The 15,941-nt window shown below is 33.2% G+C and carries 15 protein-coding genes and 1 CRISPR repeat array; of the genes, 13 read left to right on the forward strand and 2 right to left on the reverse strand.

Going from position 1 to position 15,941, the window contains the following annotated elements; translation table 11 throughout:
* Positions 1-128 precede the first annotated feature (128 nt).
* Genes cas1 through csn2 form a run of 3 tightly spaced genes read left to right on the forward strand, consistent with a single transcriptional unit; the run spans position 129 to position 1,988 of the window.
* A complete protein-coding gene (gene cas1 / locus F5ESL0228_RS01110; protein WP_122022601.1) occupies positions 129-1,040 on the forward strand; it encodes a type II CRISPR-associated endonuclease Cas1 in 912 nt (303 codons plus the stop codon).
* The gene (cas2, locus tag F5ESL0228_RS01115; protein ID WP_305017666.1) at positions 1,018-1,323 is read left to right on the forward strand and encodes a CRISPR-associated endonuclease Cas2; all 306 of its coding nucleotides are present in this window, start codon (positions 1,018-1,020) and stop codon (positions 1,321-1,323) included. Before cas1 ends, cas2 begins: the two co-directional genes overlap by 23 nt.
* Entirely contained in the window at positions 1,320-1,988 is a 669-nt protein-coding gene (csn2, locus tag F5ESL0228_RS01120; protein ID WP_122022602.1) for a type II-A CRISPR-associated protein Csn2, read from the forward strand. The genes cas2 and csn2 overlap by 4 nt, the downstream gene beginning before the upstream one ends.
* A gap of 32 nt (positions 1,989-2,020) precedes the next feature.
* A CRISPR array of direct repeats spans positions 2,021-3,708; the repeat unit is 36 nt; unit sequence GTTTTAGATGGTTGTTAGATCAATGATGATTAGAAC.
* Between the two features lie 316 nt (positions 3,709-4,024).
* Here the strand turns inward: csn2 and F5ESL0228_RS01125 are convergent.
* Positions 4,025-5,212, reverse strand: coding sequence for a glycosyltransferase family 2 protein (locus F5ESL0228_RS01125; protein ID WP_158592464.1), 1,188 nt, complete (start codon positions 5,210-5,212; stop codon positions 4,025-4,027).
* 464 nt (positions 5,213-5,676) lie between these two features.
* Positions 5,677-6,576: a proline-specific peptidase family protein gene (locus tag F5ESL0228_RS01130; RefSeq protein WP_122017731.1), complete on the reverse strand. Its 900-nt coding sequence runs from the start codon at positions 6,574-6,576 to the stop codon at positions 5,677-5,679.
* Between the two features lie 165 nt (positions 6,577-6,741).
* On the opposite strand from F5ESL0228_RS01130, the gene F5ESL0228_RS01135 reads away from it, so the two are divergent.
* From F5ESL0228_RS01135 to F5ESL0228_RS01180, 10 genes are all read left to right on the forward strand, one after another.
* Positions 6,742-7,482, forward strand: coding sequence for a PAS domain-containing protein (locus F5ESL0228_RS01135; protein WP_122022604.1), 741 nt, complete (start codon positions 6,742-6,744; stop codon positions 7,480-7,482).
* A 163-nt stretch (positions 7,483-7,645) separates the two neighbouring features.
* Complete coding sequence (locus F5ESL0228_RS01140) at positions 7,646-8,095, forward strand: DUF3290 domain-containing protein (protein WP_122017733.1); 450 nt, start codon at positions 7,646-7,648, stop codon at positions 8,093-8,095.
* Between the two features lie 11 nt (positions 8,096-8,106).
* The gene (locus tag F5ESL0228_RS01145; RefSeq protein ID WP_122017734.1) at positions 8,107-8,742 is read left to right on the forward strand and encodes a DUF421 domain-containing protein; all 636 of its coding nucleotides are present in this window, start codon (positions 8,107-8,109) and stop codon (positions 8,740-8,742) included.
* A gap of 12 nt (positions 8,743-8,754) precedes the next feature.
* Positions 8,755-9,579, forward strand: coding sequence for a Sir2 family NAD-dependent protein deacetylase (locus F5ESL0228_RS01150; RefSeq protein ID WP_122022605.1), 825 nt, complete (start codon positions 8,755-8,757; stop codon positions 9,577-9,579).
* Positions 9,580-9,588: 9 nt separating this feature from the next.
* On the forward strand, positions 9,589-10,542 hold the full coding sequence (locus F5ESL0228_RS01155; RefSeq protein WP_122022606.1) for an exonuclease domain-containing protein: 954 nt from the start codon (positions 9,589-9,591) through the stop codon (positions 10,540-10,542).
* 100 nt (positions 10,543-10,642) lie between these two features.
* Positions 10,643-11,515, forward strand: a complete 873-nt coding sequence (locus tag F5ESL0228_RS01160; protein WP_122017737.1) for a DNA/RNA non-specific endonuclease — start codon at positions 10,643-10,645, stop codon at positions 11,513-11,515.
* Positions 11,516-11,848: 333 nt separating this feature from the next.
* Complete coding sequence (locus F5ESL0228_RS01165; protein WP_122022607.1) at positions 11,849-12,934, forward strand: ABC transporter ATP-binding protein; 1,086 nt, start codon at positions 11,849-11,851, stop codon at positions 12,932-12,934.
* On the forward strand, positions 12,934-13,800 hold the full coding sequence (locus tag F5ESL0228_RS01170; RefSeq protein ID WP_122017739.1) for a carbohydrate ABC transporter permease: 867 nt from the start codon (positions 12,934-12,936) through the stop codon (positions 13,798-13,800). The genes F5ESL0228_RS01165 and F5ESL0228_RS01170 overlap by 1 nt, the downstream gene beginning before the upstream one ends.
* On the forward strand, positions 13,801-14,625 hold the full coding sequence (locus tag F5ESL0228_RS01175) for a carbohydrate ABC transporter permease (RefSeq protein WP_122022608.1): 825 nt from the start codon (positions 13,801-13,803) through the stop codon (positions 14,623-14,625).
* The gene (locus tag F5ESL0228_RS01180) at positions 14,609-15,904 is read left to right on the forward strand and encodes an MBL fold metallo-hydrolase (protein WP_122022609.1); all 1,296 of its coding nucleotides are present in this window, start codon (positions 14,609-14,611) and stop codon (positions 15,902-15,904) included. Before F5ESL0228_RS01175 ends, F5ESL0228_RS01180 begins: the two co-directional genes overlap by 17 nt.
* The last annotated feature ends 37 nt before the right edge of the window (positions 15,905-15,941 follow it).

Below are 15,941 nucleotides of genomic sequence, written 5' to 3' on the forward strand. Positions count from 1 at the left end.
ACATCTAACGATGCTTGTTTGATTTTAAAATTTGGTTGTTAGATCAATGATGATCAGAAATCATCTGTCAGGAGCTACCTGACGACTAAATTATAACATTTTTAGTAAAAGATGCAAGGAGGAATTCTATGGGATGGCGTTCTGTAATTATTACCCAACATGCGAAATTAACTTATACAATGAACATGATGGTTGTACAAACGCGTGATGGTATTAATCAAATACCAATTGCAGATATTAATCTACTACTAGTTTCAACGACACAAGCAGTAATTTCGAGTGCATTGATTAGTAAACTAGCGCAAAATCAGACAAAAGTAATCTTTGTGGATGAAAAGAGTAATCCAGTAACTGAGACGGTTGATTATTATCCAGGTGCTAGGAAAGAGGAGAAGTTGATTAAACAAGTCAATTGGGATCAGGATAGTAAAGAAAAACTTTGGACGAAGATTGTTAATAAAAAAATCACCAATCAGATAAAGGTTTTAGAAAATTATCACTTGAATACCCAAACTGTTTATGATGAACTGAATCAATTGGAATTAAATGATTGCAGTAATCGTGAAGCGGCTGCTGCAAGAAAATATTTTATGATATTGTTTGACAAGACCTTTGTTCGCCGTAATCCATGTGCAATTAATGCTGCTCTTGATTATGGTTATGCAATTCTACTGTCGAGTTTTAACCGTGAAATTGCAATTAATGGTTATTCTACTTATTTAGGAATTCATCACTGCTCTGAAGAAAATCAATTTAATTTGGCATCAGATTTAATGGAACCATTTAGACCATTTGTCGATTATTGGGTTAAGGCTAATGAGAAAATCAAGGAGTTAACGCCAGATATTAAGTATGGATTAGTTGAACTATTGAGTTTGGAAATTAATTTTAATGGTAAAAAGACGTTGTTAACTAATGCGATTGCAGACTACACACACCATTGTTTAACTTTTCTAAGTAATGATAATTGCGGGTTACCAGAAATGGAGATGAATTTAACAAATGAGGTACCGAATAATGCGTTTAATGATAATGTTTGATTTGCCAACGGAAACAGCACAACAAAGAAAGGAATATAGACAATTTCGTAAGAAGTTAATTAATGAGGGATTTTTGATGATGCAGTATTCTGTTTATGTTCGCGTTTGTGTGACGCGACAGACGGCACAATTTTTAGAAAAGAGAGTCAAAAAGCTTTTGCCTAAAGGCGGTATAGTACAGTCATTAATGGTCACGGAAAAGCAATATAACGATATGCACTTTTTGGTAGGGAAACCTATAGAAGATGTACGCAATATGTCGGATAGGACAGTGATTTTATGATTTTATCGTATTTGACTCACAAGAAATGGGTACTGACTAACTCTGGAATAAAAATTATTGCCACGCAAAGTCCAATTGCTTTTCGTGATTTAGTGCAGGCATTTCAGTGTCAGAATGAAATGCTAATTTGTGCAGATGACAGTTATGATTCACTTGATATTGCTAAAACATTTGATTTTGTTGGTGATCCACTTTTGAGTGATAATATAATTAAAAAATACATGTCAAATATTTTAAATAGTTATATTGCTAATATTAACGAAAATAATCGAAATCAAATTTTTGTCGCATTGCAAAATTTAGAGGGAGCTATTGATGATTCATTAATGCTGGAAGATTTACCATTAATAATTGAGTTTGATGATGATTTGAAAAAACTTTTAAAATTTGTTGATTTACACATAGATTCTAAATTTACTAAGAATCCATATGCTATAATAGATCTGGTTCTGAAAATTCATCAATCATGTAACTTGAAATCGATCCCTGTGATGTGTAATTTGACACACTATTTAGAACGGGATCAATTGATAGAGTTATCAAGTTTAGCTCAACAAATGAATAGGATGGTAGTCCTTTTAGAATTTACACCCCCAGATTTATTGGTTGTACCTGAGGGTGTGCAATTTTATTATATTGATCAGGATCTAATCGATTTGTACTGACATCTATATTAAAACTTTATTATAAAATATCGGTTTTAGATGGTTGTTAGATCAATGATGATTAGAACAATCGCTTGGGCGTGAACTTGCGGATAGTGGTTTTAGATGGTTGTTAGATCAATGATGATTAGAACGAGAATGAGCAGAGAAAACCAGAAGAGCAAGTTTTAGATGGTTGTTAGATCAATGATGATTAGAACTCATTACATCAACATCTACATCATTTAAGGGTTTTAGATGGTTGTTAGATCAATGATGATTAGAACAACAAATTAAATTTAAACGTAATTTTACGCGTTTTAGATGGTTGTTAGATCAATGATGATTAGAACTTATCTAGAATTAAAACTTAAATATAATTAGTTTTAGATGGTTGTTAGATCAATGATGATTAGAACTATCCAAGCAATAATGATGCTGACTTCAATGTTTTAGATGGTTGTTAGATCAATGATGATTAGAACGCAGATACTGTCACAGCCACACCGAAAAGTGTTTTAGATGGTTGTTAGATCAATGATGATTAGAACGTTTTCAGGCAATATTGTTAACCTCTCGTTGTTTTAGATGGTTGTTAGATCAATGATGATTAGAACCAGTGCCCCACAATATCTGACGGCTTATACGTTTTAGATGGTTGTTAGATCAATGATGATTAGAACTGGTTGATAAGGAAACGTACGACTTTGTTGGTTTTAGATGGTTGTTAGATCAATGATGATTAGAACTTTGTTGGTTTGGAGGTTTTTTGTATGTCTGTTTTAGATGGTTGTTAGATCAATGATGATTAGAACCCCGGAACAAGGCAATCTGCCTTGTCTGTTTGTTTTAGATGGTTGTTAGATCAATGATGATTAGAACCTTAACTTCTTCTTTAGATTCCTTTTTAGGGTTTTAGATGGTTGTTAGATCAATGATGATTAGAACTTTCGTGATGATGAAGATGAAATTGATCGTGTTTTAGATGGTTGTTAGATCAATGATGATTAGAACGGACAGCCCACTCAAGCTGATATAGATCAGGTTTTAGATGGTTGTTAGATCAATGATGATTAGAACCAGATGTAGCAAACATTATTGATTTAGATAGTTTTAGATGGTTGTTAGATCAATGATGATTAGAACTTCAAAATTATTATAACAAAATTTGCCACTGTTTTAGATGGTTGTTAGATCAATGATGATTAGAACTTTCTAAAGCAAAACATTTACTTTTACTTCGTTTTAGATGGTTGTTAGATCAATGATGATTAGAACAAATATCCAATCAGGAACAACTGATCTAGCGTTTTAGATGGTTGTTAGATCAATGATGATTAGAACTTTGGGGTTGTCTACTTTGACTTTATCACTAGTTTTAGATGGTTGTTAGATCAATGATGATTAGAACCCACTTAAAGAAGTTACATTTAACACCAATGTTTTAGATGGTTGTTAGATCAATGATGATTAGAACCCAATCAGCCGGTAATAGACCATAACTAACGTTTTAGATGGTTGTTAGATCAATGATGATTAGAACGAATGACTATCGGTTAAATCAATTGAATGGGTTTTAGATGGTTGTTAGATCAATGATGATTAGAACGAAGGAACTATTACTCAAGAAGAATTCGAAGTTTTAGATGGTTGTTAGATCAATGATGATTAGAACTAAAAAACTTGCCAAGGTTCTATCGTGTCAGTTTTAGATGGTTGTTAGATCAATGATGATCAAATCCAAAAAATGGTGTGGATAGTGTTTTAACCAGTTGTTTAGAAAAGATGCAAAACTTAATGTATTATTAACTAAAGAAAAAAATATATGTTTTAATTGTAAATATTATGTAGAAATTGTTCATCAACCTATTTCAGTTAAAGACGTTGTAAAACAAAATAAAGGATATTATTTCCTTGATGTTTTAGCTACAGTTATATTGTAATATTCACATTTAAAGGACTAATTATAAAATTATATATCTTATTTGATACAAACTAATGATACTAGAAAAGCACTAAACCACGTCCGGTTTAGCGCTTTTCTAGTATTGTATTAATTAAGAATGGCTGGTTTTATCCCATGAATTGTGTCCACTTAATTGTCTCACAATTGAACAAAAGGGAACAATAGCCAATACCCAGCGATATAAACTAAAACTGAAAACATTTTTTATAATTTGATTAAAACTCAATTTAATATTGCCTTCGGAGGCCTTTAATTGTTTTAAAACCACTAAAGTATTAGTTGTGTATTCGATACATAGCAACGCAAGTAATATACTGAAACTAAGTACGAAATTTGTATTTGCATAAAAAATTAAGACAAGAAAGGAAATAATAGAGGCTGGCGTAATTATAATCGACAAATAAGGTATTGTTAAAAATAAAATAATATCAACTTTAATCATAATCGGTATTTTATTGGATTTAATAATTTTAAAACCATATTTGGTTAAACATTGCAAACCACCTTGACACCAGCGTATACGTTGTCTAATTAGTTTTTTAATAGTTTTGACACCTTCTTGTTGAACACTGTCAATATTGATGAAAGTGCCAAAATATCCTTTAAGTAATCCTCTTAATGAAAATTCACAATCTTCCAGTAATGAAGTTGACCAACCGATGTCCTGCGCCATCGACATAGTAACAAATTGTCCATTGCCAGATGCCAAAGCTGATCCCCAATTGGTACGAATCATCTGTAGTAACCCGTTGTAAATTGATAATTCAAAATTCTGCATATTGATTAAATTAGAATCAGTATTAAAGATGTCTACTCGTGTTTGTACTAAGTCATAGTTCGAATATTCAAAAGCATGCCAAACTTTTATTAAATAATTACTGTTTAAATGACTATCGGCGTCAACAATTCCTATGAGTGTACTTTGGGGAGTGTCAATATGAGAAATTCTTTTAATAGCATCTTCTAGAGCAGGTCCTTTGCCTTCTTGAGCATGGGGCTTAACTCGATGAATAACAATAACATTATTTATGAAGGAGTATTTCTGCAATAATTCTGTGGTACCATCATTAGAATCATCATCAATGAAAACCAATTTAAGATTGAAATTATTTTTGCATTGATCGTGAAGACTAAGTAATGCATCCATATTTTTTGTAAGACATGATATTTCATTCATTGCTGGAATTATTAGTAGCATTGTATTAAATGATCGTTGCTTTGTAGTATATTTTTCTTGTTTTATATGGGGGTTAAATGATAAATAGATACTCCAAGCCATACTTAAAGTAAATGCTATAAAGCTAATTAATAATATGATTTTTATAAAAATGTTTATTTTTTTCATCTCCAATTTTTGTGAAGACAAATGCTTGTTTATACTACTATTAGCTTTGAATAATTTGTTGTTTTTGAAAGTATATTTATACTGCGAATTATAAATTACGGTTTAAATATTAGCGATATATAGGTAATTATATAGATTTCTTTTGATTTATGCAATTTTTGACAGAATGTTTTTTAATAAGTTATAAATAGATATGTACTTATATATGTGCGTGTATAAACTTCTATAGATTAAAAATTATAAAATGTTTTTATAAAAATTATTGCTATTTAACCTGATTTGTGTGTGCTTGTAGTTTAAACGAAAATACTCAACTTTGATAATTATCAAAGTTGAGTATTACTTCACTAATTTAAAATTCAAATGTGATGCTGTTATTTAGAATTATTACCTTTAACTTAATTTCTTTCGACTTCACGGATAAAGTCAGCTAGATGCTTATAATAAACATTCGGATTATCAACCATGTGGTGATGGCCACCATCTGGAGTAGTTACTAATTTAGAGTTAGGGATTTCTTTTTGCATAATTTTTGCTGTGGCAATTGGCATCGTTTCATTTTCACCAAAAGTTATTAAAGTTGGTACTTTAATATTTTTAAGCTGATCTCTAAAATGCCAATCTTTTAGTTTGCCAGTGATAACGAATTCATTATCACCTTGAAAAGTGTTATAAACAGCATTGCCACCAAGATCTTTTAAATGATATAGCTTAGATGGTTGGCGCCGATCAACAAAGTTGATATTTAAGATAGTAACATCTTCTTGGTAGCGGGGATTAGCGTAATCATTATTTTTTTCGCATTCGTGCATAAAATCGATTTCAGTTTGCGACAAGATTTCTTGACGGCGACGATTGACAGCTTTAACGTAATCATCGATCTCATCAACCATTGATGAAATAATTGCTCCTTTTAAATGCTGCCCATATTTAACAGCATATTCTTGGACAAGTAATCCACCCCAACTTTGACCAATTAAGTAAAAATTATCTAGACCTAATTTAGCACGAACCTCGTCTACTTCATCTAAGAAGTAGTCATAGGTAAGATATTTAGCAGCAATCTTAGGATCAGAATAATCTGGCTGATCAGAATAGAGTGAACCTAATTGATCATACATCGTAACTTGAACATTTAAGCCTTGCTTTTCTAACTGTTCTGCGGTGTCTTCCCAATATTCGTGATTGCCACCAGGTCCGCCATGAAGTGCTAATAAATGGATGTCTCCATGTCCTTGGGTATTAGTCCATAGATGGTAACCATTGTTTAATGTGATTATTTGGGTACCTGTTTTCATATTTTTCTCCTTTATTAATTAATCTCAGTTTCTCTTTTAGCTTATCATAGATGAAAGAAAACATGGAATGATCAATTATAATTTTATATTTAGTTATAGCATATTTTATTAAAAGTTATCGTGCTAAAATTTAAGGGGAGAAGTTTAATTTTTAGGAGGGAAATTATGGCAGAACCATATTGGTTACGGCAAATGGATGCTGAAGAATATTTAAAAGAAGATTTTACGGCTAGTGGACAGGGTCGGTATACTATTGCAGGAATTAATAAGAATGACCCTAACTGGCTTGAGCAAGCTGCGAATAAGACTCATGCGGCTAGTGGTGATGATTATGTCAAGTTAGATAGTGGTTTGTTGACAGTTAATCAATTAAATTGGATGTTACGTAATACAATTGGAGAGTTAACTTTTGTTGATAATAATAATCAATTTTTATGGTATAATCGCCCAGTTGATCCTCAAACTAAAATGAAAGCTAAAAGAATTCCTGAACAAGTTGGTGATTCAATGGGAGAAGTTCATCCTGATGTCCGTGATGTAATTCCATCAGCTAAAAAAGTTGCGCATGCCTTGCGCAAAAAGCAGGATGGTCATAATGAAGTTTTTATGCCTGTCCCAACAGGAAACTTACATGAACTGGTTTTACATTATTACAAACGAGTTGAAGACGATGAAGGCAATTATGCAGGTATCTATGAATGGGTGCAAGATTTATATCCACTAGTTAAATATTTTTGCGAAACAACGGGTCAAAAATTAGTAATGGATCCTGATGCAACTTCGGGTGCAACCTATCGAAGAAATTCTAATTCAGATTCAATTTCTGGTGCTTCAACTAAAGCAGAATCAGAACTAGAAAAGCAGAAGTTTGATATTCAAACTGGTGCATCATCAAGTAAAGATTAGAAGTAGTGAGTAGTTCAATTCTACTCACTTTTTGTTATACTATTATTATATATAATTATTAGCGCATAAATATCATTCAGTAATTTTGCGTCTAGTCGTAAATTAATTCATTAAACACCGCTCATATGAACGATGCTAGTTTTTTTAGTAAGGGTGACATATTATGACTTTTTACACACTTAAGTATATTGAGCGAAATCAAAATACCAATAAAACAATTCTGTATGCTTTAATTGCAATTGCCGCGTTGACATTGATTGCTTTTACGGTTCTTTATCTTCGCCATCGTTTTGACACAAGATACCGTGATTTGGGAATTATTGCTTTATTATTCTTGTTACTATTTGTTGGTACGCAATATGAAAAATATGTTCAAACAAATTTAGTTGAGTCACGTTCAGAACAGATCGCACCGTTTATTAAATCAATTGCTAAGGACTATCAAGTGGCTAACTCGGATGTCTTAGTAAATTCAACTACTTTAGAAAATGGCATTATTGTCCGGATTGACTCAAAAGATAAAGATTATCAATTGGAATTGAATAATGATAACAATAGTTATTCATTAAAACAGGCACATGTGATTAACCATCAAGTAGATATTAAAAATTAGGAGGTACAAGAATGGATTATACACAGCTCTTTATCAAATTTGTTTTAGGTGTGGTAACATTAATTTTTCAGATTAATGTTTTTGGTAAAAGTAATATTGCCCCGACAACTGCACTAGATCAATTACAAAACTATGTTCTTGGTGGCATTATTGGTGGTGTTATCTACAATGCTAATATTAATGTTTTACAGTTTTTATTAGTTTTGATAGTTTGGACCTTAGTAGTCTTTATTTTGAAATATGCACGTGAGCATAGCAATGTGATTCGAACATTGATTGATGGCAAACCGATTCAAATTATTAAAAATGGTAAGGTTTTAGTTAAAAATTGTCTTTCTGTTGGTATTTCTGCTAATGAGTTGATGTTTAAGTTGCGTAGCCAAGGAATTTATTCCGTTGAGAAGGTTAAGAACTGTATTTTTGAAAAAAATGGCCAATTGACTGTAATCAAAAAGGATGAAAAGAATTTACATTTTCCATTAATCAATGATGGTCAAATTAATCAAGATGCACTTGAATTCCTGAATAAGGATGAGGACTGGTTACAAGAAGAGATTAAAAAAGCTGGTTACCAAGATGTTAGTGATGTTTTTTTAGCTGATGTCGATGATGGTCAAGTTTCCTTTACTGGTTATGATCGAAAGTAGAAAAAGGTATTAATGGATAATTTGAATAAAGCATATCAATTAATTGACGATGCTGATGTAGTTGTCGTTACAGCGGGCAATGGTCTAGCAAAAATTGAAGGCCTGGATTTACTGGGACAGACAAACTTTTCCCAAGAATTTCCAGAAATTTTTAAAAACTATGGTGTCCTTTCAGTTGGGACTGCACTAGATTTGAAAAAGTTATCATGGAAGCAACGCTGGTCAATATGGAGTGAATTTATCCAGAAGTATTCTCTAACTTATGAACCAAGTGTCACAATGAGGCAGTTAAAACAACTTCTGGAAAATAAAGAATATTTCATAGCTACATCTACGTTTGCTAATTTCTTTGAAAAAGCAGGTTTTAATAAAAAACGCCTTTTTAATATTTTTGGAAATTGGACTAAAATGCAGTGCTCCAGTGGTGTTAATCATGGCTTACAAGATGATATTGCGGCAGTTCAACAGTTTTTATCTGCTAAAGATAATACTAGGGAGCTTGCGTCTTTAGTTCCTCAATGTACAGTTTGTGGTCAGCCAATGGAAATTCATTTGCCATTGAATGATCATTTTTATCCAGATACTGATGACAATGCCCGTTTTCGTTGGTTTTTAACCGGAAGTGAAAATAAAAGAACTGTCTTTTTGGAACTGGGCGTTGATGAAACGAGTCCACAATTGCTTAACCCGGTTTTACACCTGGTAGAAGAATATGAGCAGTGGTCGTATGTTGCTGCTGATTTAAAGAAAGAGCGTCTTCCCGAGAGTATCAATAAGCGAAGCGTGGCATTTAATGCTGATAGTAAAAACTTACTGGCAGCCCTAGTTAAAGGATAATAAATTGTAATGAGTATTTTTATTAAAAACGGTATATTACATGTCTCAGGTGCACAAGATCAAATACGGGCTAAAGGTCAAGAACGACCACGTTTTATTGCTGACTATACCTTGCTTGATATTGAGACGACGGGTCTAAATCCATATCGTGATCATGTGACTGAATTGGGAGCGATTAAGGTACGTGATAATGAGATTGTTGATCAATTTAGCCAGTTAGTTGTTTACCCGCGTTCAAATCATGTCCCTGCTTTTATAACTAAGCTTAATGGAATTACAGAAGAGCAATTGCTTGAACAAGGAATGCCTATTAAAGAAGCAATGACATTATTTCGTCAATTTATTGGAAAAGATATTATTATTGGCTATAACGTAAATTTTGATTTGAATTTTTTGTATGATCTTACTAAAAAATTCAAGCTACCCATCTTAAATAATGATTACGTTGATGTTTTACGATTGGCTAGAGTATATTATCCTTGTAAGCATAATCGACTGCTCGACTGTATGCAACGAGCGGGGATTGCCGAAACTGAAGAACATCATGGCTTAGCAGATTCGATTGCCACTAAAAAAGTGTATGATGATTTTCGTAATCACTTTACAATTGATTTACTTCAAAAAGCGCAGACCAAAATTAAAAATATTGATTTATTAGAACGACCATTGCAATCATGGGAAAGAGGTTTTCATAATCCCATTAGTAATAAAAAGATTGTTTTAAATGGTAAACTGAATATGGATCAATCTGAAGCTACTATAATGATAAATAATCTTGGGGGACAATTTCAAGATTTAGTTCAAGCAGATACAGATTACTTGGTCATGGGCGATCATGACTTCTTTAGGAAGAATAATCCAATTTGGCAACAAGCCCAAAAATATAATCTTGCTGGTAGTAAAATTAAACGTTTAACTGAACGTTATTTTTTAAATTTACTTGATGAATGGGCCAGAAATTAATAATTGAAAAGTGAGCTTGGCTGGTAGGCTATTTTGTATTAGTTGCAAACAGTAGTTCGATTGATTATACTTGATTATTATTAATCAAGGAGCATATTGGATGGCACGCAGACGTAGAAGAACTAACAGAAAGAGTAACAATAATTTTTGGACAGTTGTCATTATCATCTTATTTCTGTTTTGGTTTATTTCCACTAAAGGTGGAAGCGATCCTAATGGTCATCAAGTTATCAATCGAATAACTCAAAACCAGCATAATTCCATTAACAATCAAATTGAACAGGCAAAGCCAGCAGAAAAAGTATATGGAGGATTATCAAAGTCAGACTACAAAAAATTGGCTCAACTTGATTTTAAAAGTGGTGATTCAGCTTATATTACGGTAAATAATGATCATTCAACATTAATTAAAAGTGCTTGGAGAGTCAATCGAGTTATCTATTCAAATTTGGATAATTTAAATAGAACGTCACATTCAAATACGGCTTTTTTGGAAAAAAGAAATGTTGCTAGCGACGAATTAAGGGTTCGTCAATTTGTTGAGCCGACAGCTTGGCACTATAACCGTCATAATGATACACAAATTTATAATCGTGGTCATATGATAGCCTACTCAGTTTCCGCCGGAATTGATTTAGAAGGTAATTATAATCCGAGGAATCTTTCAGGTGATCAAAATAATCCCAAAAATTTATTTACGCAATCGGCTTTTTGTAATCAAAAAATTCAGACAATTTTTGAAAGCAGGGTGCGTCGAGCATTGCGGCAAAATCAACGAGTGATCTATCAGGCAACACCGATTTTTCGTAATAATGAATTAATGGCTCGCGGAATAAATTTACAGGCAATTTCAACCGATGGGGGTTTGGATTTTAACGTTTACTTGTTTAATGTACAGCCAGGATTCTCTTTTGATTATAATAATGGTCGTGCACGAATTGATCATGAACTGCAAGTTAAAGAAGAATATTAGTTATAAAAAGCCACTGCTATTGCAGTGGCTTTTTATAACTAAATGTTCGGATAATTCGATTTATTATTGAATTATACTAGATATGGTAATAGTAGTAAGAAAAGTCAGGAGTTTATCTTATGATGATTATACTTAAAAATAAGAACATTATATGAAAAAAAGTTATAATAATTAATAAATGTAGGTAAAATTACGAATATTTGAGATTTAAGATATTTAATTCTATGCAAAGACCGAATATTTAATTAGGCAAATAAAGTTGTGTTTATAACAAATTTATTTTAAAATTAAAATCGAAAACATGTTAGATACAAGATATAGTGGTGTAATTTTATGGATAACAACAAATTTGTCGAAGTTAAAAATCTAAGAAAAGTATATGATAATGGCCATGAAGCTATTAAGAATGTAAGCTTTTCAGTTAAAAAAGGTGATTTAGTTTGTTTGTTAGGGCCATCAGGCTGTGGGAAAACAACTATTTTAAATATTTTAGCTGGTTTACTTAATCCAACGTCGGGCGAAATTTTATTTGATGGAAAATCAGTAGTAGAAGTTGCACCAAAGGATCGTCAAATTGGTTATGTTTTTCAAAATTATGCATTATATCCGCATATGAATGTACTTCAGAATGTCATGTTTCCGTTAACAGTGGGTAAAAATAAAAAGTCAAAAGCTCAGGCACGTGAAATTGCTCAAAAATATATGAAATTAACTCAAATTACGGATATTGCTGATCAAAAACCAGGCAACTTATCTGGCGGACAACAGCAGCGCGTAGCAATTGCACGAGCACTGGTTCAAGAACCAAAAATTCTTTTAATGGATGAACCGTTAAGCAATCTCGATGCAAGACTAAGACTAAAAATCCGTGAAGAAATTCGCTCATTGGTTAAGTCCGTTGGAATTACAACTTTATTTGTGACTCATGATCAAGAAGAAGCTCTTTCGATTGGGGATAAAATTATTTTGTTCAATGATGGTGTAATCCAACAGGATGATTTGGGTGAAAACTTCTATTTAGAGCCAAATAATTATTTTGTAGCAAACTTTGTTGGTAATCCAGTAATTAATAATTTCAAAATGATAAAAAGTGCCAATGAATTACGTACTAAATACTTCACTTTGGATTTGGCTAAACTTAATCAGCAACGTTTTAAACGCCAGTTAGTTGATGGTGATTATATATTATCTGTTAGACCGGAAAATATTATACCTGAAGAAGGAGGCGTTTTTCATACAAAAGTGGCGGATGTTGAACTAATTGGTCGTGAGCGAATTTTGAAATTTAATTATGATCAAGTCCAAGGCCGTTCATTAGTGAGCTTGGAATCTTCAATCAAACGAGGAGACGAGATTGATCTTAAGATAAGATTAGATCGGGCATTTATTTTTACAACTGATGGGGAGCGCGTCTACTAATGAAAACTAATCAAAAAAAGGCATGGCTTTTCTTAGCACCAACAATAATTTTTGTAACTTTGTTTAGTATTTATCCTATTTTGCGGGCTTTTAGCATGAGTTTTCAGAATGGTCCACTAATTAATTTGACTTGGGCAGGCTTTAATAATTATCAATATATTTTTAAAGATCCTGAATTTTGGTTAGCAATTAAGAATACTGTTCTTTATGCGGTAATTTCAGTTCCGATAGGGTTAGCAATTTCTATCATGTTGGCGTGGATTATTTTTGCCAAGGTAAAACACAAATCTTTCTTTGAGACCACCTTTTTTATGCCATATGTTACCTCAACGATTGCGATTGGAATTGTCTTTCGCTATATCTTCAACGGTGATTACGGGATGCTCAATTTTTTGCTCAGGAGCATTCATTTACCAGCACCTGATTGGATTGATGATCCGGCAATGTCATTGACAACAATTATTATTTTTGGGATATGGACGTCATTAGCATTTAATATTGTCATATTGATGGGGGCGCTAAGAAATATTGACCCTAGTTTTTATACGATTGCCGATATGTATGGCGCTAGTGGCAGAGATAAATTTTGGCGGATTACGATGCCAGAGCTTGTTCCAACGCTTGCTTTTTTGTTAACGATGAACATCATTGGTGCATTTAAGATTTATACATCGGTTTACGCACTTTTCAACGGACAAGCTGGAGTGGGTAATTCTGGAACAACTGCTGTTTTTTATATTTATAATAAATTTCAAATTGTTGGGACACCTGGTGTTGCGATGGCTGCAACAGTAATTTTATTTTTAATTATTTTGTTTGCAACTTTTTTGCAACGGAAAATGATGAAGAAGATAGGAGAAAATTAAATGAAACGAATTCGCTTGGGCGTCTTGCTTAGTTATATTATCCTATTCATCTTTGCGATTGTTACTGTCTTTCCTTTTATTTATATGATTTTGGGTGGCTTAATGAGTTTTCAAGAAACCACTTCAATTCCGCCGACATTGTTTCCCCATCACTTTGAATGGTCAAACTATGCGAAGGTTTTTGCTAGAGCTCCTTTTGCTCGGTACTTTTTTAATACGATTTTAACGGCAAGCATTACAACGATAATTAGTTTATTTAACTCACTTTTGGGTGCGTTTGCCATGGTCAATTTAAACTTTAAAGGTAAGAAAATTGTGCAGCTGGTTCTATTATCTCTTTTGATGGTTCCTGGGGAGGCAATAATTTTTACTAACTACAATACCATTGCACACATGGGGTTGCTAAATACTTATATTGGTCTAGTTTTGCCGTTTTTGACATCAATTTTCTATATGTATTACTTGCAGAGCTATTTTAGCTCTATTTCTACGACAATTTACAAAGCAGCGATGATTGATGGTGCTAGTGATTGGGACTACATCTGGAAAATTCTGGTTCCAATGTCTAAGGGAGGTTTATTTACCGTAGGTTTGCTTAGTTTCATTTCGGGTTGGAATTCTTTTCTTTGGCCTCTGTTAGTAACTAATGAAGATACTATGCGCTTATTGAATAATGGATTGTCTTCATTTGCTTCAGATGCTGGAAGTGAAACACAATTGCAACTTGCTGCAGCAACCTTAACGGTTTTGCCAATTTTGGTTCTGTATTTGCTTTTTAGAAAACAAATAATCAAGGGGGTAGTGCGCAATGATCTCAAGGGCTAGGACATCCATTACTTTTTATAATGGATTGACGACAATTGGGGGACCCATGATTGAGGTTGCCTATGATAAATCGCATGTGCTTTTCGACTTGGGTGAGGTTTATCGTCCAGAGTTAACTTTACCTGATGAAAAATATCAAACTTTACTAAGTCACCATTTAATTGGTGATGTGCCCGATTTTTACGATCCGCTACTAACGGGAAAACCACTTGATCATGTTAAATGGAAACATGCCGCTGCATATATATCACATTTACACTTAGATCACAGCAAAGCCATAAACTTTTTGGCACCCGAAATTCCACTTTATGCAGGAAAACTAACGGCGCAATTGTTGCCAGTTTTAAATGAGCATGGTGATTTTCTTTTACCAGCAGCTGGTCACGATATAAGTTATACTAGACCAATTATAGCTGCTAATTATAAAGATCCAATTAAGGTGGGAAAGATCACTTTGGAAATTTGGCCAAGTGATCATGATGCTTATGGAGCAACGGGTTTGATAATTACAACACCAAATAAAAAAATTGCTTATACAGGCGATATTCGCCTTCATGGTTATCATCCTGATTGGGTTCATCAATTTTTACAGGCTGCAAAAGGCTGTGATGCTCTAATTATTGAAGGTACTGGTGTCTCTTGGCCAGAAGAGAGACATGAACCAAGTAGTGAGGAATTTACTGGTCCGAAAAATGAAATTGAATTAATAAATCGGATTGTTCAGCTTGAGCAAGAGAACCCTAAGCGGCAAATAACTTTTAATACCTATCCAACCAATGTAGAGCGTTTGCTACGGATTATTGCAGAATCACCGCGTCAAGTTGTACTTCACGCACCGCGAGCGCACCTATTAAAAAGGAGTTTGGACTTGGATAATCCATACTATTACTTGCCAAAAGAAAAACAATTTGCCGATTTGAAGTCGGAGTTAGCAATTCCTTATCAAAAATTGCTAACTGATGATTGTGATTACTTTTGGCAGGTGGATAGTAACTATGATAACTTGCAACGTGGGGGATTATATATCCATTCTAATGCCGAGCCGCTTGGTGATTTTGATCCGGCGTATGGTCTGTTCATGCAAGCATTAGTAAATAACCAGATTGAGTTTAAAACATTGCGTTGTTCTGGTCATGCTGACGAGAAAGAGCTCAATGAAATTATTGGCGAGGTTCAGCCACAGGCACTTATTCCGGTGCACACATTGCATCCGGAGCTGGAAGAGAATCCATTCGGAGAACGGATTTTACCTAAGCGTAATGAAACAATTACGCTTTAGTTAATCAAAAATTGTTGTTTAGTTTTTAATTTTTGGG

Source organism: Lactobacillus sp. ESL0228 (genome assembly GCF_003692825.1).
GTDB lineage: Bacteria > Bacillota > Bacilli > Lactobacillales > Lactobacillaceae > Lactobacillus.